This is a genomic window from Mycobacterium sp. IS-1590, assembly GCF_001500025.1.
Taxonomy (GTDB): domain Bacteria; phylum Actinomycetota; class Actinomycetes; order Mycobacteriales; family Mycobacteriaceae; genus Mycobacterium.
Window position 1 is genome coordinate 85,618 of record NZ_LQIW01000006.1, and the last position, 24,648, is coordinate 110,265.

At 66.6% G+C, this 24,648-nt stretch carries 29 protein-coding genes; 17 read left to right on the forward strand and 12 right to left on the reverse strand.

The window, feature by feature from the left end:
- Positions 1-97 precede the first annotated feature (97 nt).
- Entirely contained in the window at positions 98-724 is a 627-nt protein-coding gene (locus AU197_RS06790) for a PaaI family thioesterase (RefSeq protein WP_064401770.1), read from the forward strand.
- Here the strand turns inward: AU197_RS06790 and AU197_RS06795 are convergent.
- Positions 696-2,642, reverse strand: a complete 1,947-nt coding sequence (locus tag AU197_RS06795) for an FUSC family protein (RefSeq protein WP_156434336.1) — start codon at positions 2,640-2,642, stop codon at positions 696-698. The two genes, AU197_RS06790 and AU197_RS06795, sit on opposite strands and share 29 nt — an antisense overlap.
- Before the next feature lie 423 nt (positions 2,643-3,065).
- Here AU197_RS06795 and AU197_RS06800 point away from each other — a divergent pair, with 423 nt between their 5' ends.
- From AU197_RS06800 to AU197_RS06825, 6 genes are read left to right on the forward strand one after another with little or no spacing between them, the layout of a single operon-like run.
- Entirely contained in the window at positions 3,066-3,902 is an 837-nt protein-coding gene (locus AU197_RS06800; protein ID WP_064401771.1) for an SH3-like domain-containing protein, read from the forward strand.
- On the forward strand, positions 3,899-4,618 hold the full coding sequence (gene scnC / locus AU197_RS06805; protein ID WP_064401772.1) for a thiocyanate hydrolase subunit gamma: 720 nt from the start codon (positions 3,899-3,901) through the stop codon (positions 4,616-4,618). The genes AU197_RS06800 and scnC overlap by 4 nt, the downstream gene beginning before the upstream one ends.
- Complete coding sequence (locus tag AU197_RS06810; protein WP_064401773.1) at positions 4,615-4,983, forward strand: hypothetical protein; 369 nt, start codon at positions 4,615-4,617, stop codon at positions 4,981-4,983. Before scnC ends, AU197_RS06810 begins: the two co-directional genes overlap by 4 nt.
- Positions 4,984-5,009: 26 nt before the next feature.
- Positions 5,010-5,735: an EthD domain-containing protein gene (locus AU197_RS06815; protein ID WP_064401774.1), complete on the forward strand. Its 726-nt coding sequence runs from the start codon at positions 5,010-5,012 to the stop codon at positions 5,733-5,735.
- Positions 5,732-6,175 carry a TIGR03618 family F420-dependent PPOX class oxidoreductase gene (locus AU197_RS06820; protein ID WP_064401775.1) on the forward strand — a complete coding sequence of 148 codons (444 nt, stop codon included), beginning with the start codon at positions 5,732-5,734 and terminating at the stop codon, positions 6,173-6,175. Before AU197_RS06815 ends, AU197_RS06820 begins: the two co-directional genes overlap by 4 nt.
- A gap of 16 nt (positions 6,176-6,191) precedes the next feature.
- Positions 6,192-6,959, forward strand: a complete 768-nt coding sequence (locus AU197_RS06825) for an enoyl-CoA hydratase/isomerase family protein (RefSeq protein ID WP_064401776.1) — start codon at positions 6,192-6,194, stop codon at positions 6,957-6,959.
- 7 nt (positions 6,960-6,966) lie between these two features.
- Here the strand turns inward: AU197_RS06825 and AU197_RS06830 are convergent, their stop codons facing one another.
- A complete protein-coding gene (locus AU197_RS06830; protein ID WP_064401777.1) occupies positions 6,967-7,164 on the reverse strand; it encodes a (2Fe-2S)-binding protein in 198 nt (65 codons plus the stop codon).
- A gap of 10 nt (positions 7,165-7,174) precedes the next feature.
- Positions 7,175-7,807, reverse strand: a complete 633-nt coding sequence (locus AU197_RS06835) for a hypothetical protein (RefSeq protein WP_064401778.1) — start codon at positions 7,805-7,807, stop codon at positions 7,175-7,177.
- Between the two features lie 241 nt (positions 7,808-8,048).
- On the opposite strand from AU197_RS06835, the gene bfr reads away from it, so the two are divergent.
- From bfr to AU197_RS06855, 4 genes are all read left to right on the forward strand, one after another.
- Positions 8,049-8,534 carry a bacterioferritin gene (bfr, locus tag AU197_RS06840; protein WP_064393754.1) on the forward strand — a complete coding sequence of 162 codons (486 nt, stop codon included), beginning with the start codon at positions 8,049-8,051 and terminating at the stop codon, positions 8,532-8,534.
- Between the two features lie 177 nt (positions 8,535-8,711).
- Positions 8,712-10,757 (forward strand): MDR family MFS transporter, encoded by a 2,046-nt coding sequence (locus tag AU197_RS06845; protein WP_064401779.1) that lies wholly within the window; start codon positions 8,712-8,714, stop codon positions 10,755-10,757.
- A 62-nt stretch (positions 10,758-10,819) separates the two neighbouring features.
- Positions 10,820-11,302, forward strand: coding sequence for a carboxymuconolactone decarboxylase family protein (locus AU197_RS06850; RefSeq protein ID WP_064401780.1), 483 nt, complete (start codon positions 10,820-10,822; stop codon positions 11,300-11,302).
- 21 nt (positions 11,303-11,323) lie between these two features.
- Positions 11,324-12,694 carry a type I glutamate--ammonia ligase gene (locus tag AU197_RS06855; protein ID WP_064401781.1) on the forward strand — a complete coding sequence of 457 codons (1,371 nt, stop codon included), beginning with the start codon at positions 11,324-11,326 and terminating at the stop codon, positions 12,692-12,694.
- 35 nt (positions 12,695-12,729) lie between these two features.
- On the opposite strand, the gene AU197_RS06860 is transcribed toward AU197_RS06855, so the two are convergent.
- Together AU197_RS06860 and AU197_RS06865 are read right to left on the reverse strand one after the other, a co-directional pair.
- Positions 12,730-13,173, reverse strand: coding sequence for a nuclear transport factor 2 family protein (locus tag AU197_RS06860; protein WP_064401782.1), 444 nt, complete (start codon positions 13,171-13,173; stop codon positions 12,730-12,732).
- Positions 13,163-14,953 (reverse strand): N-acyl-D-amino-acid deacylase family protein, encoded by a 1,791-nt coding sequence (locus AU197_RS06865; protein ID WP_064401807.1) that lies wholly within the window; start codon positions 14,951-14,953, stop codon positions 13,163-13,165. The genes AU197_RS06860 and AU197_RS06865 overlap by 11 nt, the downstream gene beginning before the upstream one ends.
- Positions 14,954-15,110: 157 nt before the next feature.
- Here AU197_RS06865 and AU197_RS06870 point away from each other — a divergent pair, with 157 nt between their 5' ends.
- The 4 genes from AU197_RS06870 (at position 15,111) to AU197_RS06885 (ending at position 18,096) form a co-directional block, all read left to right on the forward strand.
- Entirely contained in the window at positions 15,111-16,022 is a 912-nt protein-coding gene (locus AU197_RS06870) for a dienelactone hydrolase family protein (protein WP_064401783.1), read from the forward strand.
- Between the two features lie 324 nt (positions 16,023-16,346).
- Positions 16,347-16,745, forward strand: a complete 399-nt coding sequence (locus tag AU197_RS06875; protein WP_064401784.1) for a hypothetical protein — start codon at positions 16,347-16,349, stop codon at positions 16,743-16,745.
- A 197-nt stretch (positions 16,746-16,942) separates the two neighbouring features.
- Positions 16,943-17,401 carry a hypothetical protein gene (locus AU197_RS06880; protein ID WP_064401785.1) on the forward strand — a complete coding sequence of 153 codons (459 nt, stop codon included), beginning with the start codon at positions 16,943-16,945 and terminating at the stop codon, positions 17,399-17,401.
- Positions 17,398-18,096, forward strand: a complete 699-nt coding sequence (locus AU197_RS06885) for an HAD family hydrolase (RefSeq protein WP_064401786.1) — start codon at positions 17,398-17,400, stop codon at positions 18,094-18,096. Before AU197_RS06880 ends, AU197_RS06885 begins: the two co-directional genes overlap by 4 nt.
- 13 nt (positions 18,097-18,109) lie before the next feature.
- On the opposite strand, the gene AU197_RS06890 is transcribed toward AU197_RS06885, so the two are convergent.
- The 4 genes from AU197_RS06890 to AU197_RS06905 all read right to left on the reverse strand — a co-directional run bounded on the left by AU197_RS06890 (position 18,110) and on the right by AU197_RS06905 (position 21,711).
- Positions 18,110-19,210, reverse strand: coding sequence for an Rv2629 family ribosome hibernation factor (locus tag AU197_RS06890; protein ID WP_064401787.1), 1,101 nt, complete (start codon positions 19,208-19,210; stop codon positions 18,110-18,112).
- 65 nt (positions 19,211-19,275) lie between these two features.
- Positions 19,276-20,586 carry a cytochrome P450 gene (locus AU197_RS06895; RefSeq protein WP_286145552.1) on the reverse strand — a complete coding sequence of 437 codons (1,311 nt, stop codon included), beginning with the start codon at positions 20,584-20,586 and terminating at the stop codon, positions 19,276-19,278.
- 62 nt (positions 20,587-20,648) lie between these two features.
- The gene (locus AU197_RS06900; RefSeq protein ID WP_064401788.1) at positions 20,649-21,152 is read right to left on the reverse strand and encodes a nuclear transport factor 2 family protein; all 504 of its coding nucleotides are present in this window, start codon (positions 21,150-21,152) and stop codon (positions 20,649-20,651) included.
- A 94-nt stretch (positions 21,153-21,246) separates the two neighbouring features.
- The gene (locus AU197_RS06905) at positions 21,247-21,711 is read right to left on the reverse strand and encodes an SRPBCC family protein (protein ID WP_064401789.1); all 465 of its coding nucleotides are present in this window, start codon (positions 21,709-21,711) and stop codon (positions 21,247-21,249) included.
- Positions 21,712-21,805: 94 nt separating this feature from the next.
- On the opposite strand from AU197_RS06905, the gene AU197_RS06910 reads away from it, so the two are divergent.
- Complete coding sequence (locus AU197_RS06910) at positions 21,806-22,687, forward strand: TIGR03854 family LLM class F420-dependent oxidoreductase (protein ID WP_064401809.1); 882 nt, start codon at positions 21,806-21,808, stop codon at positions 22,685-22,687.
- Between the two features lie 12 nt (positions 22,688-22,699).
- Here the strand turns inward: AU197_RS06910 and AU197_RS06915 are convergent, their stop codons facing one another.
- A complete protein-coding gene (locus tag AU197_RS06915) occupies positions 22,700-23,044 on the reverse strand; it encodes a hypothetical protein (protein WP_064401790.1) in 345 nt (114 codons plus the stop codon).
- Between the two features lie 72 nt (positions 23,045-23,116).
- Positions 23,117-23,326, reverse strand: coding sequence for an Rv3202a family protein (locus tag AU197_RS06920; RefSeq protein ID WP_064401791.1), 210 nt, complete (start codon positions 23,324-23,326; stop codon positions 23,117-23,119).
- Positions 23,327-23,571: 245 nt separating this feature from the next.
- On the opposite strand from AU197_RS06920, the gene AU197_RS06925 reads away from it, so the two are divergent.
- Positions 23,572-24,459: a cyclopropane mycolic acid synthase family methyltransferase gene (locus AU197_RS06925; RefSeq protein ID WP_064401792.1), complete on the forward strand. Its 888-nt coding sequence runs from the start codon at positions 23,572-23,574 to the stop codon at positions 24,457-24,459.
- Here the strand turns inward: AU197_RS06925 and AU197_RS06930 are convergent.
- The gene (locus AU197_RS06930; RefSeq protein ID WP_231744846.1) at positions 24,456-24,635 is read right to left on the reverse strand and encodes a hypothetical protein; all 180 of its coding nucleotides are present in this window, start codon (positions 24,633-24,635) and stop codon (positions 24,456-24,458) included. The two genes, AU197_RS06925 and AU197_RS06930, sit on opposite strands and share 4 nt — an antisense overlap.
- Positions 24,636-24,648 lie beyond the last annotated feature (13 nt).

Sequence of the window (24,648 nt, forward strand, 5' to 3'; positions counted from 1 at the left end):
AGCGAGCCGTACCAGGATGAGCGCTCGCGCGAAGGCGGCCGCGCGCAGGCAGCGGGGTGATTCGACAACCTGCGCTGGAACGTGTTCTAGTGCTTACGTGGTGGAGTTCACCGACATCGGCGATGTGTCCGCATCGGAGATCGCCCGGCTGCGTGGTGTCTACGGCCCGCTGGCCGAATCGGTCCGGCAGTTGATCGACGCGACAATCCGCACCGAGATGGACGCCGACACCGTCGCGGCGGTCCGCGAGCAGATCGACGGTGCGACAGCGGTTCTTCGGTCACGGCAGATCGACGGATCGTTCGGCGTGCGTTTCACCACCGGAGGCGACCGGCTGCCATGGGGCAACCCGGTGATCGGACTGCGCAACCCGATCGCACCACCGTTGACCATCGAGCACGGTGTCGACGGAAGCGTCTACACCGACTTCGAGCTCGGCGCCGCCTACGAGGGGCCGCCGGGCCATGTACACGGCGGGATCTCGGCGTTGATCCTCGACCACGTCCTCGGGGAGGTCGCCGCCAACTCGATCAATCCCCGGTTCACCGGAACCATCACGCTGCGGTATCTGCGCCCGACACGCCTCGGTCGGTTACACGCCGAGGCGACGACCACGAGGTCCGAAGGCATCAAGTCCTACGCGACGGGCTACCTCGCCGACGACGAGGGCGTGACGGTGGAAGCCGAGGGCGTGTTCATCGAGCCGAGGTGGGCTCGCGAATAGCGGCGATCCCCGACAAGCTGCGCGTGATCGCGCCGATTTCTGCGACCAGTACGCGTGCGGCGCCGTCGTCACCGCTGAGCCCCTCGGCCTTCTCCCGCACCTGCTTGTTGGCAGCGGTCAAGGCTGCGATGTCCACGGTCCACGGTGTGCCCGGGTTCGGCGGCGCCCCTCGCAGCGCATCGACGAAATCGTCGACGGCGGCGACGAACTCGGCAGTCAACGCCGGTGGCGGCCGATTCGGCAAATTGGCCTCCAGCGCGGTACACGAAATGGTGACCGCGTTCAGCGCGGTGCGGTACGACCGCAACCACCGACGCAGCTCGCGTGACTCCATCCGAGTCGCACCCGATGCGGCTTCGAATCCGGCGCGGGCACGGTACGCGTGTTGCCACGCCGAGGACACGGCGTCGGCCGGATGGTCGAGGGGGTGCACGTAAGCCCTGACCACCGTTGCGGCGTAATCGATCTCGGTTTTGAGCAGTTCACCGGCGCGGTGATGCAGCCGGGTCAGCGCGTGGTCGGGCAACCCGACATGCGCCACGACCGCGAGCCCACCGCCGACGACGATCGAGAACAACCGGTCCTCGAGCGTCGCGCCGGAGGTGACGGCGTCGATTTCGAGAAGGAACACAACCGACGCCGCCAACGCCGCGCTGGTGGCGATGTAGCCCGTCCTGGTCGCGGCATACGTCGCGGCAAGGCCCAGCGTCGCGAGTGCGGCGGCGAGCAGACCCGTGGGATGAGCCAACATCACGATCACCGATGCGACGACGACCCCCACGCCGATTCCCGCGAGCCGACCGACGCAGCGCGTATAGGTGTGAGCGGTCTCCGGACGCAACACCATGAGCACGGTCAGCGCGATCCAGTAGCCGTGCGCGACGGGAGCGAGCCGGTCAGCGCACGCGGCCACCGCCACCGCCGCAGACAGCCGGACGGCGTGCCGGAAAAGCGGCGACGTCAACGTCATGTGGGACCGGACCGAGGTCAGCGCCCAACGCGCGGGGCTGATCAGGTCGGGGCGATACAGATCGGGGAAGCGTAACTCCGCGGCTTCGTGCAGTTGCTGGGAAAGCCGTTTGACCTCAGGGCTTTCCGGTTCGTCCAACGCGTCCGCCCCGGCATCCAACCGGACCAGACCGTGCTCGGCGTTGCGCCGCGCGACATGGGTGTGGTCGGCGATCGCGTCGAGCACTTCGGCCGCGGCAGCCAACACCCGCGAGACGTCGTCGCGGTCGCCGATCGGGGTATTACGCAGCGTCCGCAGAGTCGCCATGATCCGTTCGGGCAACCGGTGCCCGCCGCGGTACGCCTCGGGCCGGCGGCCCGCCTGGGTGTCGATGAACGCATCCCGCAGCGACGGCTTCAGCGTCGCCCCGGCGGGCGTCTCCGCATCGTGGGCGAGTTGACGCGCGTCGGCGGCCAGCGCCCCATATGCATCGGCGAGCGCCTCGCGCTGCGTACGCCACCGCTGCGGCGGCCAGACCGCGATCAACCCCGCCTGCAGCGCACCGGCGACGACCGTCAGGGCTGTCGGGACGAGCACCGAGGACACCGACGGAGAAAGCGGCGGCGCGACCGCGAACAGGGCTCCTCCCGCGGCGGCCACCAGACCCGCATTGTTCCCCACGGCCCACTGCAGACCGGCCCCGAAGCACCACAGCGCCAGCGCCACGATGAACACTGCGTCGAACGAGGAGAGCAGGGACCCGAGTAAAACGGCCACCCCCATCTGCACAGCGACAACGAGCACACGTGCGATCCGCCCGCCCGGACTGTCCTGCAGCGCGACTGCGCCGGCGACCGCCCCGGCGCCCGCGACCCAGACAGCGGCGGCCCCGGAGTCCCACAGCAGCGCGATCGAGGCCATCGCCAACACCCCGAGCAGGCTTCTGACCACCGCCCATGGTTCTGGCATGGCCGGCCGGAGGGCATCGATGACCCTGCTGCGGGTGCTCACGTACTCATTCTGACGCCTGTGCACAGCACCGCCGGCCCATCACACGCGTCAATTACCCGATGTTGCGGGGATGTGACCGGCCACTGTTGGGCAGCCACGCACCGCGGTCTCAAAGCTCATGTGCCACAGCGCAAGCCCGCCCACCCGGTGAGCCGATCGGGAGCCTCACCCGATTCGCCTGCACTGACTCGGGTCCGGCGTTAGAGTCAGCCGACGGGGTCGGCGGGCGACAACATCGGAGGTGCCGGTGGCGGATATCGCCGTCGCACGCGAATCGACAGCCGATGCTGACCCGCTGTTCGGCATCACGAGCGCCCCGTCTCAGGAGAACCACCGAGCTGAACCGCGCCCGTCGACGCCGGGCCGACGAAGGGAATCGCCATGAGCACGGCGGCCGAGCGAGCAGCACAACTCGAACTGGTGGCCCGGTTGAAGTCGGCCTATCCCGAACTGCCGGACGCGCCGACACCGGATCTGCTCGATCACAACCGGATCACCGCATATCTCAAACCCGTCCACGACGTCGGCGGGGAACCGGATGCGCCGATCAAGTACGAGAACAAGCAGTACGAGCTGTGGGAGCACATGACGTATGTCATCTGCGAAGTACTGGCCTGGCGCGGCATCTGGCTCTCCGAAGAGCGCCGCCGCATCGGCAACGTCGACGTGGGCAGGGCCGAGTATCTGGGGCTGCCGTACTACGGCCGTTGGCTGTTGGCCGTCGCGCGCGTGCTGGTCGAGAAGCACCACATCGGCCTGACCGAGTTGAGTGAGCGCATGGCAGAGGTCAAGGCACGCTACGACGGTGGGCTGGCCGGCAAGAAACTCGAAGCCAAACCGAGGTTCGAAGGCGATGGAGCAGACGTCAAGCGCAACGCCCACCACAAGCACGCGGTGGGTAAAGGGGACCCGCAGGTCTATGCCGGGCAGGCCGGCCAACCCAGGTTCAAAGTCGGCGACGCGGTGCTCGTGCGTGAACTCCCGGTGATCTTCTACACCCGCACACCCGAATACGTGCGCGGCGCACGCGGCGAGATCGCGACCGTCGCCTACGAAAGCCCGGCCGCCGAGGACGAGACCTGGGACCGCCCGGCCAAACCGGAATGGTTCTACGTCGTGCGGTTCAAGATGTCGGAGTTGTGGCACGGCTACACCGGCACCGGCAACGACGTCATACAGACCGAGATTCCCGAGCACTGGCTGGAGGCCGCCTCATGACAGACCACGACCACGATCACGATCACGACCACGACCGCACGGTGGCACCGATGGTCGACGAGATCACCGACTTCGAAGTCCTCGAGATCGCGTTGCGCGAACTGTGCATCGAGAAGGGCATCTTCACCGCCGAGGAGCATCGCCGCTTCACCGAGTTCGCCGAACAGATCGGGCCGACGCCCGCAGCCACGCTGGTCGCCAGGGCGTGGCTGGATCCCGAATTCAAGAAGCTCGCGCTGGCCGAACCCATGACCGCCAGCAAGGAGGTCGGCGTCGACTGGATGGAGCCGACCGGGTTCGGAACACCCAGCGACTTCACAGCTTTCGAGATCCTCGCCGACACGCCCGACCTGCACAACGTGATCGTGTGCGCGCTGTGCTCCTGCTATCCGCGGCCGATCCTGGGCAATTCACCGGAGTGGTACCGCACGCCCAACTACCGCAGGCGAATGGTGCGCTGGCCGCGTCAGGTGCTGGCGGAGTTCGGTCTGTACCTGCCTGACGAGGTGACCGTCCGCGTGCAGGATTCCAACCAGAAGCACCGCTTCATGGTGATGCCGATGCGTCCCGCGGGCACCGAGGATTGGACCCAGGAGCAACTCGCCGAAATCGTCACTCGTGATTGTCTGATCGGCGTCGCCCTGCCCAAACCGGGCGTCACCACCAACGTCATCACCGACACCCGTCCGGCCGTTCACCCCGCCTCAGAAGCATGAGTGCCACACCGGACCCCGGTATCGAACAGACCACCGTCGCCCCGCTCGAGGAGATCGTCGAGCGCAATCAGGTCTGGCCGAGAATGGCCGCGAAATACGGGGTGGAAAACCCTGTCCCGCCGTGGAAGACGAGCCTGGACGGCTTGTGCGACGCGCTCGACCGGGCGGCGTGCGATGCCGACATCCCGGACTTCAAGGCGCGCCGCGACGAAGAGGATGCCCTGACGGCGACGCGATATGCCCAGTTGCCCTATCCCGAGAGCCAACTGGTGGCGCTGGCGCACTCGCTGGTGGCCCGCGGGGTGATCGACGAGAACGAGCTGAGGCAGCGACTGGCCAGCATCCGCGCGCGGTTGGAAGCCTGACCGGCGCGACACGTTAAGTTCGCCTCGTGGAGAAGGTCATCGTCACGCTGCGCGCGGCCGACACCGACGACGCGTGGTGTTCGCGGGTGCGCGAACAGGTGGTCCCCGATCTGCTGAACCTCGGTGTCCCGGGATTGACGGTCAACGTGCGTGACGGCGTGGTCCGCGACTCCCTGATGACATTGACGACGCTGGACCCGCCGGTGGTCGGCTTCGTCAGCCTGTGGACCCAGCAGTCCTACGGCGATCAGGTCACCGCCGCCCTGGCACGACTCCGCCCAGAGGCCGACGACGTGTCGGCCTACCTGGTCACCGAATCGGTCCCGATGGCTCCGCCGACCACCGCGCCGGGGGAGCGGACCGAGGGCTTCGCCAACGTCGCGCTGCTGCGCAGACCCGCCGACCTGGACGAGGCGACGTGGTTGCGCCGCTGGCACATCGACCACACACCGGTGGCCATCGAGACCCAGTCGACCTTCGGCTACACGCAGAACGCCGTCGTGCGCGCTCTCACCCCGGACGCGCCGCCGGTCTCGGCGATCGTCGAGGAGTTGTTCCCGTCGGCCGCGCTGACCGACCTGCATGCGTTCTTCGGAGCCGCCGACGACGACGAGTTACGCAGCCGGATGGAACGCATGGTGGCCAGCACGTCCGCATTCGGCGCGAATCGCGATGTCGACACGGTTCCGACCAGCCGCTACATGTACCGGACGCCGTTCACCAATACCCCTGCGGCACAGGGGAAGCCATGACCACCCTTGACGAGGCCGTCTCGTTGGCCGCCGCCGACAACGGCCTGGCCGTCGTGTCGACTTTGCGCGCCGACGGCACCATTCAGGCATCACTGGTCAACGTCGGCAGGCTGGCGCATCCGGAGACCGGCGCACCGGTACTGGGCTTCGTCACCTATGGCAAGGTCAAGCTCACCAACCTCCGCGTCCGCCCGCAGCTGGCGGTGACCTTTCGCCGTGGCTGGCAGTGGGCCACCGTCGAGGGCAACGCCGAGCTCGCCGGGCCCGACGATCCCCAACCGTGGCTCGCCGGCCCCGACGGGTTGCGGTTGCTGCTGCGCGAGGTGTTCCAAGCCGCGGGCGGAACCCACGACGACTGGACGGAATATGACCGCGTGATGGCCGAGCAGCGACGCACGGTGGTGCTCGTCGCACCCACCCGGGTCTACAGCAACGGCTAACGCTTAATCTGCTGCGGTGGCTGAAACGACCCTGCGGATCGCCGACGACAACCGGATCCGCACACTTACCCTGAACCGGCCCGACGTGCTCAACGCGTTCAACGAGGAGTTGTACCTCGCGACCGCGACCGCGCTCAAGGATGCGGCCGCCGACGACGAGGTGGCGGTCGTGCTACTGACCGGGGAGGGCCGGGCGTTCAGCGCCGGTAACGATCTGAACGAGATGCACAGGCGCATCACCGATCCCGCGTTCAACGAGCAGGGCAGCCACTTCACCACGATGATCGATGCGCTCGCCGACTTCCCCAAACCTTTGATCTGTGCCGTCAACGGCCTCGGCGTCGGGATCGGAGCCACGATCCTCGGCTACGCGGACTTGGTCTTCATGTCGACCGACGCGCGGCTCAAGACCCCGTTCACGAGCCTCGGCGTGGCACCCGAGGCGGCGTCGTCGTATCTGTTGCCACGGCTGATCGGTCGGCAGAACGCCGCTTGGCTGCTGATGTCATCGGAATGGGTGGACGCGGCCGAGGCGCATCGGATGGGCCTGGCCTGGAAAGTGTGTGCACCCGAGGCGTTGTTGGCCGAGGCGCGCCTGCACGCCGAAGTCCTGGCTTCGCGGCCCATCGCGAGCCTCATCGCGGTCAAGCAGACGATGACGGCGCCGACCCGCGAGGGGATCAACGCCGCCACAGCAAGGGAGAACGAGCAATTCGCGGTGCTGATGGGCGCAGCGGCGAACGCGAGTGCGCTGGCCGACTTCACCGGCAAGCGCGACCAGTGACGCGGCCCTAGCGACTCACCGCTCTGGGCGTCGCGTCGCCGGCTTCGCAGTGCGCCGCGATGATCGCCCGCAGGGTGCGCCGGCACCGCCCGCAGTCACCACCGGCGCCGCAGGCCTCGGCGATCTGCTTCGACGTGCGCGCCCCGTTCGCCACGCATTCGGTCACATCGTGGCTGGTGATTCCCATACACAGGCAGACAAACATGGCGCCCCCGTCACCCGTGCCCGTCGATGCTCATCAAATGGGCGAACCGGCCGATGAAGTGGCTCGGATAGGCGCCCAGGCCCACGTTGGACATCCACTCCGCGGCCGCGTCCGGATGATCGATCCACTGCCGGGCGGCGGTTTCGTCCTCGATCTCTTGCAGGATCATGACTTCCTGCCCGTCGTCGAGCGCGCGGTACACCCAGATTTTGCGCACCCCGCCCTGCTTGAAGCGTTCGATACCGTCGTGGACCTTCACCATCAGGGCCGACACGTCCTCCACCGACGACATGACGCCCACGACCACCCGGCCGACGTGATCGGCGGGCGTCGGGGGATAGAGGTCGATCTTCTCGACGACTTCGCCACCGAAGATCGGCGGGATGTCGTCGACCCCCGCGATGTCGAACCACTCGAAAACCGCCGATGACCGAAGGACGTCACGAATTGACCGCGCGTTGCGAATTCCGATTGTCACGAGTACGCGGTTCGGCTCCCAGATCGACTCGTACACGACCACATGATGGGCGCCAATTGATTGCAAATTATCGCGACGCTTTTTCAGCCATTTCCACATTCGCTCGACGTCGGCGACGCGAAAGTCGCATGCCAAAATCAATGAGTGCAGATCGTACTCACTCATCGATTTCTTCCCGTCTCGCTCGTGCCGTCCCAATGGTTAGCGCAGTCTAACCTTACTTAGCCTAGGCAGTCCAGACTGGGGCTCTAATCTGCGCCTCGAGTCGCCGGAGCGGTTGAGAATCCACGTAAAACCCCGCCTCGCCCAGCTTTTAAAGCGGGCTTGCACGGCGTAACTGCACTAGCGTGGAACGTGCACGACCGACAGCGAATCTTGACCAGCCCTCAAGTGCCTAGGAGCGATCATGCAAGGTGATCCGGACGTCCTCAAACTGCTCAACGAGCAATTGACGAGCGAATTGACGGCCATTAATCAGTACTTCCTCCATTCGAAAATGCAGGCGAATTGGGGCTTCACCGAGCTCGCGGAATACACGCGCAAAGAGTCGTTCGAAGAAATGAATCACGCGGAGGACATCACCAATCGAATTCTCCTCCTCGACGGGCTGCCGAACTATCAGCGACTCTTCTCGCTGCGGATCGGCCAGACCCTGCGTGAGCAGTTCGAGGCCGACCTCGCGATCGAGTACGAGGTGCTCGAACGCCTCCGTCCGGGCATCATCATGTGCCGCGAGAAGGGCGACGCAACCTCGGCCACGCTGCTCGAGAAGATCCTCTACAACGAGGAGGAGCACATCGACTACCTCGAGACTCAGCTGCAACTGATGGACAAGCTGGGCGAGGAGCTCTACGCGGCCCAGTGCGTGTCGCGCCCGCCGACCTCGTTGTAGCCCCTCCCTCATTCCGCGAACGTGCGTGTTTGCGCATGACACGCCGCACTTTTACCGCGTCTCGCGCACGTTCGTACGGCGTTTTGTGCACGCTCGCGGGGGCAACCCTGTCCCGGTGCGTAACTTTCATAGCCTTACTAACGATATGGCGGAAAGGTTCGCATCGGAAGGGAAGCAGTGACGAGTCAGGCCCCGACATCGGCCGATCCCGCCGCCGGCGGCACGCAGATCGGCCCGCGGCGCCGCAACGCCGTTTTCGTTGCGGTGCTGCTCGGGATGCTGCTCGCCGCGCTGGATCAGACGATCGTGGCGACCGCGCTGCCGACCGTGGTCGCCGACCTCGGCGGTGCAGGCCACCAGTCGTGGGTGGTGACGAGCTACCTGCTGGCGTCCACCATCGTCACGGCCGTCGTCGGCAAGCTGGGTGACCTGTTCGGTCGCAAGACGGTGTTCGGCGCCGCCGTGCTGTTCTTCCTGGCCGGTTCGGTGCTGTGCGGTATGGCCGGTTCGATGACCATGCTCGTCGCCTCCCGGACGCTGCAGGGCATCGGCGGCGGCGCCATCATGGTCACCGCGATGGCGTTGATCGGTGAGGTCATCCCGCTGCGCGACCGCGGCCGTTACCAGGGCGCCCTTGGTGCGGTGTTCGGTGTCACCACCGTCGTCGGGCCGCTGCTCGGCGGGTTCTTCACCGATCACCTCACCTGGCGTTGGGCGTTCTGGATCAACGTGCCGGTCGCGCTGGTGGTGCTGGCTGTCGCGGCGGCGGCAATCCCGCCGCTGGCGAAATCCGGCAAGGCCGTCATCGACTATGCGGGAATCGTGTTCGTCGGACTCGGCGCCTCCGGGCTGACGTTGGCCACGAGTTGGGGTGGCAGCACGTATCCGTGGTCGTCGGCGCCCATCATTGCGTTGTTCGTGGGATCCTTCGCGGCGCTGGCCGTGTTCGTGTGGGTGGAACTCCACACCGCCGAACCGATCCTGCCGATCCGGTTGTTCGCGAGCCCGGTGTTCACGGTGTGTTGCATCCTCGGATTCATCGTGGGCTTCGCCATGCTGGGCGCCTTGACGTTCCTGCCGACCTTCATGCAGTTCGTCAACGGTGTCTCGGCGACGACGTCGGGTCTGCGCACGCTGCCGATGGTCGCGGGCATGCTCATCACCTCGATCGGTAGCGGCCAGATCGTCGGCCGCACAGGCAGATACCGGATCTTCCCGATCGCGGGCACCGCGACCATGGCGGTGGCGTTCCTGTTGCTCTCCGCGATGGATGCCGCGACGCCGACCTGGCAACAGTCGCTGTATCTGTTCATCCTCGGCACGGGGATCGGCCTGTGTATGCAGGTGCTTGTGCTCGTCGTGCAGAACACCTCGAGCTTCAGCGACCTCGGGGTGGCCACCTCGGGAGTCACCTTCTTCCGCACCATCGGAAGCTCTTTCGGCGCAGCGATTTTTGGAAGCCTGTTCGCCAACTTCCTCGCGAGCCGAATCGGGCCCGCGCTGGCCGCCAGCGGTGCGCCGCCGCGCGCAGCGGAGTCGCCGCAGGCGCTTCACATGCTGAGCCCGCAGATGGCGGCGCCGATCGTCGACGCCTACGCAGACTCACTGGGCCGCGTGTTCTTGTGCGCGGTGCCCGTTGCGGTGGTCGGCTTCGTCGTCTCGCTGTTCCTCAAAGAGGTGCAGTTGCGCGAGGTGGAGACGGTGTCGGCCTCGGACCTGGGTGAGGGCTTCGGCATGCCGAGCACCGAATCGCCCGAGAAGATTCTCGAAGTGGCCGTCGGCCGACTGTTCCGCGACTCGCCGGAGATCCGACTGCGCAGCCTGGCCCGCGAACCCGGATGCGACCTCGACGTCAGCCAGATGTGGGCGCTGCTTCAGATCTACCGGCAGAACCAGGTATTCGGCTCGGCGACGCTGACCGACATCGCCGAACGGCTCCGCGTGCCGTACGAGATCATCGAGCCCACGTTCGACGATCTGGTGCGGCGCGGTCTGGCGCTTCGCACCGGCGAACGGCTCTGGCTGACCCAGAACGGAATCCGCCAGGTCGACGCGATCTCGGCGGCGATCGTGGGCCGCATCGTCGAGAGGTTGGCCACCTCGCCGTCCTTCGATGGGCGCCCGGACCGGTTCCAGGTCGAGGCCGCGCTGGAACGCATCGCGCACCGAATGCTCCTGCAGCGCGACTGGACCGACGAACGCAACCTGGTCACCGCCGGCTGACCGCGGAGGTCGACAAACTAGAACGCGTTCCAATTCCGCTCCGGCGGGCGTACGATGCCGCCATGAGCCGAATCGGGGATTTCGCCGACGATGACGCTGCCGCCTGGGTGACGATGTCGCCGGATATCGGCATCGCGATGGCCGGCTTCACCAACGCGGTCTACACCAAGAACCGGCTGCCGATGCGGGTCCGCGAGCTGGCGCGGATGGTCATCGCTCTGAACAACGAATGCGTGGTGTGCCAGAACACTCGCGACTCCGAGGGTCTGGCGGCCGGCGTCGACGAGGACCTCTACGACCACGCCGCCGAATGGCGAACGTGGCCAGGCTACAGCGCGCAGGAACGGATCGCCGCCGAGTTCGCCGAACGTTTCGCCGTCGCCCACACCGGGCTGCGTGAGGACGAGGACTTCTGGCGGCGCTGCCGGGAGCACTTCTCCGACGAACTGCTCACCGATCTGGCGCTCTCGTGCGCGATGTGGCTCGGCATGGGCCGCATGCTGCGCACGCTCGACATCGGTCAGAGCTGCAAGATCACGCTGTAGGGCCGCAGCAAGGCGCGCACAATGGCTGTCGTGAACTCAGGGACAGCCAAACCACTCGCGGCGGCGGCGATCGCCCAGCTCGAGTCCGACGGGGTTGCCACCCTCATCGGCACGGTTGTCAATCCCGCCGGCCTCACCCTCGCCAAGACCGTCCCGCTGCGCCGAATGGGGACGTTCGCCGACCCCGGTCTGGGGGCCAGTCCCGTGTGGCATGTCTTCGCCATCGACCAGAGCGGAGTCGTCGTGGGCGGCGACATCGGGGTGGTGGGGGATCAGCGGGTCCGCATCGACCTCGCCGCACTACGGATTCTCGGTGACGGATTGGCCTGGGCGCCAGGTAATTTCTTCAACCAAGACGGAACCCCGGACGCGTATTGCAGCCGCGGCGCGCTCGGGCGGGTAGCGGACCGGCTCTCGGGTGCGGGAATCAGCGCGGTCGTAGGCCATGAGATGGAGTTCGTGCTCGTCGGGCCCGACGGCAGCCGGTTGCCGTCGCACCTGTGGGCCCAATACGGCCTGGCCGGGGTCTTGGAGTTCGAGGGGTTCATCCGCGACGTCACCAACGCCGCCACCGCATCGGGTGTCGCGATCGAACAGTTCCACCCCGAGTACGGCCTCAACCAATTCGAGATCTCGCTGGCACCACTGCCGCCGGTTGCAGCCGCCGATGCGCTCGTGCTGATGCGGATCATCATCGGCCGGGTTGCGCGGCGGTACGGGATTCGGGTGAGCCTGTCACCGGTCCCGTTTGCCGGAGAGGTCGGATCGGGTTCGCATCAACACTTCTCGATGAGGCGCGACGATGTCCCGCTGTTCTCCGACGGTGACGGTGTCAACGGCTTGACACACGAGGGGGAGTCGGCGGTCGCGGGTCTGCTCGCCGGCCTTCCCGAGGCTCAGGGCGTGCTCGCCGGTTCCCTGTTGTCCGGCCAGCGCATGCAACCCGGCCACTGGTCGGGAGCTTCGGTCTGTTGGGGCACCGAGAACCGCGAGGCGGCCGTGCGTTTCCTGATCGGCGGCGTCAGCAACCCGTCGGGGGCCAACGTCGAGGTCAAGGTCATCGATCCGTCGGCCAATCCGTATCTGGCGACGGCAGCGATCCTTGGACTGGCCCTCGACGGGATCGAGCGCAAGCTGACGCTACCGCCGGAGACGACGGTCGATCCCGCCCTGCTCACCGATGACCAACGACAGCGAGCCGGGATCGTGATGATGGCCCAGAACCAGGCCGAGGCGATCGAGGCACTCGAACGGTCCTCGCTGATGCGGGCCGTACTCGGCGACGCGGTCGTCGACGCCGTGGTCGCGGTGCGTCGCTACGAGCAGGACAACTTCGGCGACCTCAGCGCCGAGCAGGCCGCCGACAAGTTCCGATTGGCCTGGAGCGTCTAGGTTTACGCGCATCGTCGTGCGCGCCGCAGCTTGGGTCAGACCAGCCCGGTCGCGTCGAACACCCAGCTCATGTCGGCGTTGGCGAAGTCCTCCATCCAGGTGGGCGGGGCGTTGTTGGCCAGTGCCCCCATGTCCCAGTAGTCCTTCCACAGCGTGATCTTGCCGTTCTCGACGCGATGCACGCTGACGAACTGCAACACGGCGGATTCACCGGTGGCCCAATGCCATTCCTCGGAATGCTCGTACATCACGTCGGCACCGTTGTCGACGAGCAGCCCGGTGAAGTTCTCGTAGGAGGCCAACGGCTCCAAGCCGATCTTGAGCCGCTTGACGATGTCCTCCGGCCCGCGCGCAGCGGCCGTCGGACCTACCGGCATGTCGAGGTAGATGCAGTCGTCGGACAGAAACGTCTTGACCGCCTCCCAGTCACGCGCGGACAGCGCTTTCCACATGCCCAGAACCGTATCCTCAACCGACACTGGCCAACTCACCTTCCTGCTCGACGAGCGCGGGCGCTTTGTGCGCGGCGCGAAGGAATCGTCCGGTTCGCCGTCTGCCGACGAGATCCGTCGGCTTGCCGTCGAGGAAGACCGCGCGGCCGCCGACGAAGACACCCGAAACCGTCTCGTCGTTGCGGTTGACCATTCGCGACAGCCCGCCGTAGTGGTCGACACGCTCTTCTGCGTAACGGTCCAGAGAGTCGTCGAGGTGTGCGGGGTCGACGATCACGACGTCGGCCCGGTCGCCGATACGCAGGTGGCCGGCGTCCAGGCGATACCAGTCGGCCAGCTCACCGGTGAGCCGGTGCACGGCGTGTTCGATTGTCATGAATGGCTTTCCGGCGCGTTCGGCGCTGTGCACGTGGCGCAGCAGCCGCAGACCCATGTTGTAGAACGCCATATTGCGCAGGTGCGCACCGGCGTCCGAGAAACCCATCTGGATGCCGGAGTCCGCGGCGAGCTTCTTGAGCACCTCGGGTCGATGGTTGGAGATCGTGGTGCGCCAGCGCAGCGCCGTTCCGTGTTCGAGCACCAGGTCCAGGAAGGCGTCGACAGGGTGCACGCCGCCGCGGTCCTGACCGACCTGCCCGAACGACTTGCCCACGATCGACGTATCCGGGCAAGCGACGATCTCGGCGTCGAAGAAGTCTCGCTGCCACACCCGGATACCGAGCTTGCTCTCGTACTCCTTGCGGAACCGGCGCCGGTAGGCCGCGTCGCGCATGAGCTCGTTGCGCTCGACCTCATCCTGCAGGTGCAGCGCCGCCGCACCCGCGCCGAACTCCTCGAAGACCACCAGATCGATTCCGTCGGCGTAGACCTCGAACGGGACCGGCAGGTGCTGCCAACGGAAGTTCCCGCCGAGCTTGTTGACCAGCCGGGCGGCCGGGCCCAGCCCGTGAATGCTGTACGGGTTCGACTTCACATCCGCGGCCGACAACAGGCTGGTCTTGAGCGGGTTACGGATGATGCCCAGCGACTGCGCCAGCTGCGAGCCGAGGTTGAGCGGGTTCTCGATGTCAGGTCCAGACTGCAGAACCCGACCGGCGCGGCGGAGCAACGCCTTCAGCCGACGCAACTCGCGCGGCTTGGCGTAGGTCGACGGAAGAGTTCTCGACCGGCACACGTCACCGTCGAGCTTGTCGAAAAGCAGCTGCTGCGAAGACATTCCGACGAATCCGGCATCGAGAGCCTCCGACAGCCAACGCTCCATCTGAGCTTGCTCGGCATTGGTCGGCCGCTGGTCTTTGCGCGTGGCGCGATCGAGTCCCATGGCCGCGGCGCGCATGTCGGAGTGTCCGATGAACGCTGCGATGTTGGGACCCAGCGGCCGGGACTCCAGCGCCTGGATGTACTCCTCGCCGTTCGACCAGGTCTTGTGCGCTTCGACCGCGGCGATCACGTGGTCGCGGGGGATCGCCTCGACCCGGCCGAAGATGTCACCGGCGTCGCCGGCGTCGACGTGCACCGTCGACAGCGAGCAGGACCCGAGCATCACCGTGGTCACACCGTGACGCAGCGACTCCGCGAGGGCCGGACCGTTGAGCACCTCCACGTCGTAGTGAGTGTGGATGTCGAGCATGCCGGGCAGGACCCACTTGCCCGTCGCGTCGATGATTTGCGGGCAACCGGTCGCGTCGAGCTCGTTGCGGCTGATCGCCACGATGCGGCCGTCGCGGATGCCCAGGTTGCGGACCGCCGACGGGGCACCGGTGCCGTCGAACCAGCGGCCGTTGCGGATGATCGTGTCGTAGGTCACCCCGTCATAGAACAGTCCCGGCAATTAGCCTGTCAATCGAATCCGTGAACAGATTCGCAAATTTGTCTACTTGCGCTGCTGACATGCACTTACTCGAGCAGCCACATGTCCGCTGAGTGGGTTCCGGTGGCGTCGGCGTCGGTGCATACTCGCGGAGGTGACCCCTTTGCAGCGGTACATCGCCGAAGAAATCGCCACCGATCACGTCGATGGGCTGCTGTCCCGGCGCGAAGCGCTGCGCCGGCTGGCGCTGCTCGGGGTCGGCACCGCGGGCGCCACGGCGTTGTTCGCGGCGTGCGGTCAGAACCGGGAGCCGACGACCGATGCCCCCGCCACGTCGAGCGGGGCCGCCACGGCCAGTGCCCCGCCGCCCGGCAGCCAGACGGCACTGCCCACCAGTCCGGTCACCTGGGCCGGGCCTCGCGGTGAACTGCAGGCCGCCTGGGCCGGGGCGCCGAACGTCCGCGGTGGCGTTCTCGTCATCCACGAGAACAAGGGGCTCAACGACTACATACGTTCGGTGGCTGGTCGCTTCGCCGGAATCGGCTACTCCGCGTTGGCGATCGACCTGCTCTCGGGGCAGGGCGGGACATCGACGTTCGCCGATCCCGCGGAGGCCACCGCGGCGCTGGGCAAGATCCCGCCGGAGGATGCGGTCGCGGATCTGAAATCGGGCGTCGACGAACTGCAGCGCCGAGTGCCCGGCAAGAGAATTGCGGCAGTCGGGTTCTGCATGGGCGGCGGTTATGTGTGGCGGCTGCTGGCCTCCGGCGAGCCCAGACTGTCGGCAGCAGTTCCGTTCTACGGGCCCACACCCGACGACCCCGATTTCTCCGGATCGAAAGATGTTGCGGTGCTTGGGATCTACGCGGCTCAGGATCAGCGGGTGAACGCCACCGAGCCCGTCGCGAGGGCGGCGCTGGAAAGGGCCGGTCTGGTGTTCGAGCTGGTCACCGAGCCCAATGCCAACCACGCGTTCTTCAACGACACCGGTGAGCGCTACAACGCGACCGCGGCGGCCGATGCGTGGCGCCGTGTGCAGGACTGGTTCACCCGCTACGTCGCCTGAGCCCCGCGCCCATCCGCCATTCCCGCGACCGTGCGCGTCGGCACACGACACACCGCCGAAAATCGGCCATTCTCGCGCCCTCATCGGCCAGCGATTGTGCGCAAACTCCGCAATAGTCGGCAGGCGGCGTGCGTGGCGCGCTGAGAGCTAACCGATTGATACAAACTCGCACACCCATTGATCGCCGACGGTGCGCAAAGCGCGCCCAGATCGCGGCGCGTCGTGTGCAGACTCGCACGCTCGCGGACAAAGGGGGGTGCGCACAGGAGGCGGGTGCTGCGAGAAGGGCCGCGCGAACGTGCGGCCTTGGCCTACGATTCGGGAATGATCAGGTCGCTGATGGTCGCGGGCTTCGCGGTCGCCGTGGGCTGTGGATCAGTCACCGCGACAGCTAGCGCCGACCCGGGCGATCCGCCCTGCTCCTTCACCCTCTCCGCCCCGCACGTCGTCCAGGTGTCGGGAACAGACATGGTGGCGGTGACGATGTCGCCGTCCGGCTGTGACGGCGGAACCCCGTATCAGTCGATCGCCTGTGTCGAGCTCCAGGGCAACGCGGGACCGGAGAACTGCGTGCAGAACAACGGTTTGTTGACGGCGCGGGCGTACTACTCGCCGTATCAACCGGGCGCGACGTATGTGGCGATGGGCCGGGGCTGCTCGACGTCGGGCAATCCACCGGAGCCGGTCTGCGAGTCTTCGGGACCGCTCACCGCCACGCTCTAGCGTCACGCCGCGGCGGGGCGATCGCTCGACGTCAGTTGCGCTCGACCGAAATGCGTTTCGTGTTCACCCAAAGACCATCTGGTCAGTCCGCCCACGGCTCCTTCTGGGCGCGCGCCGTTTAACCGGACCACCGCCCGGGCACACGCAGAATTAGCGGGTTCGTCAACGAGCCGGCTCGACAAACCAAAGGAGCCGACATGGATAACAACGCCATCGTGTGGATCATTGTCGCCATCGCGCTGATCGCCGCGATCGTGCTGGTGGCGGTCCTGGCGCGCAACGCACGCAACAAGCGTCGCCGTATGGAGGCCGAGCGGATCCGCACAGAGGTCGACGAGAAGTCGCAGCATCTCCAGAAGCGCGAGACCGTCGCGCAGGAAACCGAGGCACGCGCCCGCGCCGCCCAGGCCGAGGCGGAGGCGAAGGCCGCCGAGGCGGCCCGCCTGCAGGATGCTGCCCGCACGCACCGCAACGCGGTCGACACCAAGCGCGACGAACTCGACGAACAACGCGCCCGCGCCGATGCCCTGGACCCGAAGACCCGCGCGACCGATTCAGTCGCCGACCCGTCATCGACCAAGACCGACGGGGTGCGAGACGATCTCACCACGCGTCCCGACCCGAACCGGGCACCCGAGCAGCACCACCGGTCGTGACCGGCGAAGTTAAGGCCACATCGGCCGTCCTGTTCGACATCGACGGCACCCTGATCGACTCGAACTACCTGCACGTGCATGCCTGGTATCGGGCGTTCGAGGAAGCCGGCCATCCCGTCGAGGCCTGGCGCATTCACCGCTCGATCGGGATGGACGGCACGACTTTGGTCGACACGCTCGCCTCGGACGCCGACACGGAGGTCCGCAGCCAGGCCACGGATCTGCACTCGCGGTACTACAAGGAGCTGGCGCCGCACCTCAGACGGTTGCCGGGTGCGCGGGAACTCCTCGAGGCGGTGCACAAACTGGACATCCGGGTCGTGCTGGCAACGTCGGCGCCGGAGGACGAGCTGTCATTGCTGCGTGAGGTGCTCGACAGCGATCACCTCGTCTACGCGGTGACCTCGTCGGAGGATGTGGACACCGCCAAACCCGAACCCGACATCGTCGAGATCGCCCTCGAGCGCGCCGGGGTCAGTGCCTCGCACGCCGTCTTCGTCGGCGACACCGTTTGGGACGTGGAAGCCTGTAAGCGCGCCGGTGTGGACAGCATCGGTGTGCTCAGCGGGGGAGTATCCCGCGGAGAGCTCGAAAACGCCGGAGCTCAACGGGTTTTCGAACATCCACTGGAGTTGTGCCAGCACCTCGACGACACACCGATCGCCGCGTTGGCCAACATTGTCGGGGCCCGCTGAGCCTCGCTCGGAGTCAGCGGGGCAACGCGTACCGCAGGATCGCGGCGACCCCGTCGGCCGGATCGATGCGTTCGTCGGTGCGAATCAACGCGGCGCCGGTATTGATCGCAGCCATCGGCAGCGCCTCGTCGGCCCGCAGGGTCTGGCTGGGAGCCGTACCGAGTTCGGATAGGACGTTGGGGTTCGGCGCGATAGTGCTCAGGTCATCACCGGCGACGACGGTCGCGTCGCCGACGTCGCCGATGATCAGGGTGTCGACCGCGCCCGCCCGCAGTGCCGCGGTCACGCCGTCCAGCCCCTCGGTCGCCATGCCCTCGCCGCGACCGAGTTCGGCGGACAGGCGTTGCGCGGCGTCGTCGATCTCGGCCAAGCGCCGCCGCTGAAACTCCTGGTCGATCGCGTGCCGCAGGTCCGCGTCGTCGAACCCGCTGTGCCGGGCCCCGACGTTCACATCCACCACCAGCGAGGCGACCCGCTCGGGTAGCTGCGCGGCGAGGTCGGTGCGCGATTCCACCTCGCCGACGACGAACACGACCGCGGGTTTGGCATCGTCGACCAGCGTGGTCAGCTGGCCGGCGACGGCGCGGATGTTCTGTTGGCGCGCCCCCTCACTGGCTCGCTGCGGATCGCCGTAGCCAGGGGTTTCCGCACCCGACGCCTTGTGCACGGGGTAGGCGTCACCGTCGACGGTGTCCGACACCACGGTGCCCTCGCGGTACAACGTGATGTCGCCGCCCGCGTGGTCGACGATCACCACGGCGTACGTCGGCCGGTCGAGGCCGTGCTCGACAACCGGGACGATGTAGGGCAGCGCCGAAACCCGGACGACGGGTTCGATGGGCCGGATGAGATGTTCGTTGACGAGGACGCCGTCGGCGCTGGCCACGACCGCGCGCCCGCTGGGCCCGACCGGAGGCGTCGCGTCGGTGATGGCCTGCTCGATGCTGTCTGTCACCGCCGGATCGGCGCCCTGCTGCTCGAGTTGCTCACGCAGCGCGCGCCACTTCAGGTCCATCTGAGCCGCCGCGTCGGCGGTGTTGTGGGAGTCATCGAAGTACACCGAGGCGTAGGGGCCGTTCGAGGTCAGCAGAGTACGAAAGTGATCGGGATGCATGGCCGTTGGTTACCCAACGAGCGCCCGACGACACAGGATTGCGGCCGAGCACTGCTGTCACGAGCTCATCGCGGAGGCGTCCAGGACACCGGCAAGCGCTTGATCCCGTGGATGAACGGCGACAGTAACCGCGCCGGTTCCTCGGTGGCGGCGACGTCGGGTATCTGCCGGTGCAGTTCCTCGAAGACGACGCTGATCTCACGCCGAGCGAGGTTGGCGCCCAGGCAGAAATGCGCTCCACCTCCGCCGAATCCGGCATGCGGATTGGGGTTGCGCGTCACGTCGAACGTCCACGGGTCGGCGAACTTGTCCTCGTCGCGGTTCGCCGAGCCGTACCACAACGTGGCTTTGTCGCCGGCCGACATCGTGACGCCGCTGAGTTCGCAGTCCTCGGTCAGGGTGCGGCGCATGTAGTTCACCGGGAACGCCCACCGGACGATCTCCTCGACCGCGGTGGGGGCGACGGCCTCGTAGTCTGCCCACCACCGTTCGCGTTCACGCGGATAGCGGGTGAGCGCGAGCACGCCGTGGCTGATGGCGTTGCGGGTGGTCTCGTTGCCCGCCACCACCAACAGAATGAAGAACGATGCGATTTCGGCCGATGTCAGGCGTGAACCGTCGACCTCCGCCTCCACGAGTGCGGTCGTCAGGTCCTCCTGTGGGTGGGCACGACGATTCTCGGCGTGCGCGGTCGCGTAGGCGCCGATGTCCATCGCGACCTTGACGAACTCCTCGTAGTCCTGCGCGATGTCTTTGTCCCCGAAACCGAGGATCACGTTGGTCCAGTGGAAGATCTGCTGGTGGTCGTCCTCGGGGATGCCCATCATGTCGCAGATCACCTGCAGCGGGAGAGGCCCGGCCAAATCCGCGACGACTTCGCCGTGGCCGTCGGGATGTTCGGCGATCATCGTCTCGACCAGTCGTCGGGCACGGTCGCGCACCGACGCCTCGGCGCGCGCGACGACCCTCGGCGTGAAGGCCCGGCTGACGATGTTGCGCAGACGCAGATGGCGCGGATCGTCGGTCACGATCATCGAGCCGAAGTACTCACTGAGCTCCGGATTCGCGTCGTTGATCGTGATGCTCGGGCTCGAGCTGAAGATGTGCGGATGTCTACTGGCGTAATAGACGTCCTCGAATTTGGTGATCGCCCAGTGACCGGGACCTTCCTGCACACCAGGAGTCTCCAGCGGCGGGTGAAACGAGACGGGTGCCTCTCGACGCAATGTGGCAAAGGCGCCGTCGCGGAAGTCGTCGGGTTTGACCCAGAAGGACCAGGAGCCCAGGTCGACCTCGGACAGCGGCACCTCAGGTGGAGGGGCGCCGTTGGCCCGGATTAGGTGAGCGCCGAAGGCGGGCGGTGTCGCGGTGTCCACCTGTCCGAGAGTAGGCCGATATCGGTCCCGAAAAGCCGAATCCGCCCCCGTGGCCAAATTGATTACGACAACTGCCAGTTCATGTTTTTGGCGAACACGCGAGCGTCGTCGGAAATGGTGCCGAGCTCATGGCAGCGCTCGATGTACCCCTGCACCATCACCAGGAAGTTCATCGGGTTGTAAGCGTCCTCCTCGTAACTCCACTTCCCGTCACCGGCATACCGGAGCACCGTGATGACCGGGGTGCCGTGCACGCTGCCGTCGCCCGGATCCTTCATCGTGTTGACGTTGCGGTTGATCACCCAGCCCTTGTCGACATCGATCGAATACCACTCGACCGGATAGAGAGGCATCTCGCTGCCGGGGAACGTGTTCATCGTCGTGACGATCCAGTCACGGATGGCCTCGCGCCCGGACATGTTGCCCAGAGCATGCTCGACGTAGGTCGCGTCCTCGGTGAAGTGATCGGCATAGCTCGACCAGTTCCACGTCTTGCCGATATCGACGACCGCGGCCTGATAGGCGTGAAACGCCTCGTCTATTTCCTCACGTGACCACTGACCCATCGCAGGCTCCTCGGCTCGCGGCGCAACTGGCACCGTTCTACCAAAGGTGGTGGACCCGCCGGGGCGGATTCACGATCGTTGAGGGACAAGGCTTTCAGCCGCCCTCGGGCGCCTCGACCACAGCCTTGATGCGCTCGAGAGTCTTGCGCATGTCGCGGATGTTGCGCCGGCGGCGAAGCTGCCCTCCCAGCACCGAGAACAATTTCATCAGCGGCGAATCGTTGAGCCGGAACGACTCGGTGACCTCGGTACCGCCGTCGACGGGGGTGAGCCGGTAATGCCAGTTGTTCACCGGCTTGTCTCCGATGAGGACCGCGAAACCGAATTCCCGGTTGGGTTCGCATGCGGTCACCTCACACGTCGTCCAGTACACGGGCCCGATCTCGTTGCGCTTGACGTGGCCGCGGAACCGTGCGCCCAGCGCGGGCCCGCTGGCACCGCCGAGCCACTCGGCCTCCATGACTTCGGGGGAGAACTTGCCGGTGTTGCGCACATCGGCGATCAAGTCCCAGATCCGCTCCGCGGGCGCCGCCATCGACACCGTCACCGCTCCGTCCACCGTTCCCTCGCTCTCTCGCAAGCGTTTTCGAGAACCCTAGCGCTCCGTCGTCCGGATGCACCCCGAACCCACTGGTAAGTACGATGGCGGCGACGTGAAGATTCGATTCGGGATCGGCCTCGCCGCCGACATCGGGCCAGAACAGCTACCGGACATCGTCGACCATCTGGAGACCGCCGGCGTCGACTCGCTGTGGTTTTCCGAACTCGTGTACTCCGAGGCCGTCGATCCGTTCGTCGGGATGGCTTTCGCTGTAGCGCGTACCCGCAGCTTGAAAGTCGGTACATCGGTCGCGGTGCTACCGGGGCGCCACCCGGTGCTGGTGGCCAAACAGCTGGCCTCACTGGCGGCGTTGGCCCCCAAACGGGTGCTTCCCGTGTTCGGGCTGCGGTCGGCCGTCGCCGCCGAGCGCGAGATCTTCGTGGTGCCCGACGGTGCGCGCGCCGCGGTGTTCGACGAGGCGCTGCGGCTGCTTCGTACGGTGCTCGAACACGACGACGTCTCGTTCGACGGCGACTACTTCAGGGTGCGCTCGGCGACCGTGGCGCCCCGGCCCGTCAAGCCGCTGGACATCTGGCTGGGTGGATCGGCACCCGCCGCCTTCCGCCGCATCGGCCGCTTCGGCGACGGGTGGCTCGGCAGCTTCGTCACCCCCGCCGAGGCAGGTCGAGCGCGGCAGGCGATCCAGCGTGCGGCCCAGGACGCCGGGCGAGAGGTCGAGCCGGACCATTTCGGCATCAACTTGGCAGTCGCCGACGGCGGACCGTCGCCGCAGATGCTGGCGGCGATCAGTCAGCGCCGCCCCGACGTCGACCCCAACGAGCTGATCGCCGCCGACTGGCCGCAGCTGCACCGGCAACTGGACGCCTACATGGAGGCCGGCCTCACGAAATTCGTCATTCGGCCCGCGGGTCGCTTCGTGATGACCGAGTTCATCGACCGGTTCGTGGCCGAACTGCTTCCGCGGCAGAACTGACTGTCGCCTACCTCAACGCGACGACACGTCGCCGTACAGGTCAGGCCAGGGCGGACGTCGTACCATCGCCACTCCGGCAAGGGTCGCCGACACCAGCCCGACGAGGATTCCGGCCAGAGTGATGCGGGTGGCGTCGACCGCGGGTCGCCATACGGCGGCGCCGTCCTTGATGACGAACACGCCCGCCGCCCTGGTGATCACCTTGACGTTCGGCTCCGCGCCACGCCGCGCCCGGCCCCGAACCTCCGCGACGGGGATGACCGTGGTGCCGTCGGCCGTCTCGTAGGGCTGGCCGAACACGCGCGAGGCGTTGGTGTCGAAGTCGAGACTGTCGAGCAGTTCCGCGCGTAGATCCATGGCGTCATGCTTACTACCCGTGGGCGGGCGTGACAGCGGATCCTCTGGACCAGCGGCGCGCAAAGTGCGGGGCTATTCCGCCGGGAGGTCGTCCTCGGGCATCGGCACCTCGATCGCCTGATCGACCAGATCCGCCTCGTTGGCGTCCCACGTGCGTTCGGGGGTGATCGCCGACGCGTCCTGCCAGGTGTCCTCGTCGTCGGGGTACACCGGGGTGCGCTGGTCCGCCACGTCGGCTTCGGGAATCGCATCGCCGAACGCGAGGCCGTCAGGTGTGCTCATGATCGGTCTCCGTTCTCGTTGGGGTTACCCGTCTGAAGTCCAACGATAGTGCGGTCACGACGTCGCGCCACCCGGTGCCGCGGTGATCTCAGACGCACACCCGAAGCGGCTTCCTCTCGCGCTTTCATCGCTGACCAGGGCAATGACGGCCGTACCGGCTGCTGTGCGTAAACTGCCTGCGACGGGGGAGGCTCCCTAACCGTGTGGAGCTTCGACCTGACCCAATTCGACGCCAGGGGCTCACCGTGCCAGAAAAAACCACCGACACCGGCCAGGACCTCACGCCGCATTTCGAGGATGTGCAGTCGCATTACGACTTGTCCGACGACTTCTACCGGCTGTTCCTGGACCCGACCCAGACCTACAGCTGCGCATTCTTCGAGCGCGATGACATGACGCTCGAGGAAGCCCAGCGCGCCAAGATCGACCTTTCGCTGGGCAAACTCGGCCTGCAACCGGGGATGACGCTGCTCGACATCGGATGCGGCTGGGGTGGGACGATCAAACGGGCGCTGGAACGCTACGACGTCAACGTGGTGGGTCTGACGCTGAGCAAGAATCAGCAGGCCCATGTACAGAAGCTGCTCGACGGTATCGACAGCCCCCGCAGCAAGCGAGTCCTGCTCCAGGGATGGGAGCAGTTCCACGAACCGGTCGATCGCATCGTGTCGATCGGGGCATTCGAGCACTTCGGCCGCGACCGCTACACCGAATTCTTCAAGATGGCATACGACGCGCTGCCGGCCGACGGCGTGATGATGCTGCACACCATCGTCAAGCCCGACGATGAGGAGTTCGCGGAGCGCGGCCTTCCGCTGACCATGACGAAACTCCGCTTCTTCAAATTCATCATGGACGAGATCTTCCCCGGCGGGGATCTGCCCCAGCCGGTCGCGGTGAAGAGGCACGCGACCGAAGCGGGCTTCAAGGTGGGCCTGGTCCAGCCGTTGCGGTTGCACTACGCCCGCACCCTGGACCACTGGAGCGCCGCGCTCGAGGCTCACAAGGACGAGGCGATCGCGATCCAGTCCGAAGAGGTCTACGACCGGTACATGAGGTACCTGACCGGCTGCGCGGACCTGTTCCGCGAGGGCTACACCGACGTCTGCCAGTTCACGCTGACCAAGAGCTAACGCCGCCGCAGGGCCCGCCACAGCCGCAACGGCAGCAGGCCGAGTAGCGGCGCGCGCTTCCCGAGGTCGTCGGTGTCGCGCTTGTTGAACGCCTTGGCGTATCTGCGCGCGTCCTCGGCTGTGGCGTATTCCTTGGCGCCCTGCGCCTCGCCGCAACGCTCGCACTTCCACCGCATGACGCGGCCGTCA

Coding starts and splice junctions, on each gene's coding strand:
- AU197_RS06795 (WP_156434336.1), bottom strand. CDS start 2,642: ATGCCAGAACCATGGGCGGTGGTCAGAAGCCTGCTCGGGGTGTTGGCG.
- AU197_RS06800 (WP_064401771.1), top strand. CDS start 3,066: ATGAGCACGGCGGCCGAGCGAGCAGCACAACTCGAACTGGTGGCCCGG.
- scnC (WP_064401772.1), top strand. CDS start 3,899: ATGACAGACCACGACCACGATCACGATCACGACCACGACCGCACGGTG.
- AU197_RS06810 (WP_064401773.1), top strand. CDS start 4,615: ATGAGTGCCACACCGGACCCCGGTATCGAACAGACCACCGTCGCCCCG.
- AU197_RS06820 (WP_064401775.1), top strand. CDS start 5,732: ATGACCACCCTTGACGAGGCCGTCTCGTTGGCCGCCGCCGACAACGGC.
- AU197_RS06830 (WP_064401777.1), bottom strand. CDS start 7,164: ATGTTTGTCTGCCTGTGTATGGGAATCACCAGCCACGATGTGACCGAA.
- AU197_RS06835 (WP_064401778.1), bottom strand. CDS start 7,807: ATGAGTGAGTACGATCTGCACTCATTGATTTTGGCATGCGACTTTCGC.
- bfr (WP_064393754.1), top strand. CDS start 8,049: ATGCAAGGTGATCCGGACGTCCTCAAACTGCTCAACGAGCAATTGACG.
- AU197_RS06850 (WP_064401780.1), top strand. CDS start 10,820: ATGAGCCGAATCGGGGATTTCGCCGACGATGACGCTGCCGCCTGGGTG.
- AU197_RS06855 (WP_064401781.1), top strand. CDS start 11,324: ATGGCTGTCGTGAACTCAGGGACAGCCAAACCACTCGCGGCGGCGGCG.
- AU197_RS06875 (WP_064401784.1), top strand. CDS start 16,347: ATGATCAGGTCGCTGATGGTCGCGGGCTTCGCGGTCGCCGTGGGCTGT.
- AU197_RS06880 (WP_064401785.1), top strand. CDS start 16,943: ATGGATAACAACGCCATCGTGTGGATCATTGTCGCCATCGCGCTGATC.
- AU197_RS06890 (WP_064401787.1), bottom strand. CDS start 19,210: ATGCATCCCGATCACTTTCGTACTCTGCTGACCTCGAACGGCCCCTAC.
- AU197_RS06900 (WP_064401788.1), bottom strand. CDS start 21,152: ATGGGTCAGTGGTCACGTGAGGAAATAGACGAGGCGTTTCACGCCTAT.
- AU197_RS06915 (WP_064401790.1), bottom strand. CDS start 23,044: ATGGATCTACGCGCGGAACTGCTCGACAGTCTCGACTTCGACACCAAC.
- AU197_RS06920 (WP_064401791.1), bottom strand. CDS start 23,326: ATGAGCACACCTGACGGCCTCGCGTTCGGCGATGCGATTCCCGAAGCC.
- AU197_RS06930 (WP_231744846.1), bottom strand. CDS start 24,635: ATGCGGTGGAAGTGCGAGCGTTGCGGCGAGGCGCAGGGCGCCAAGGAA.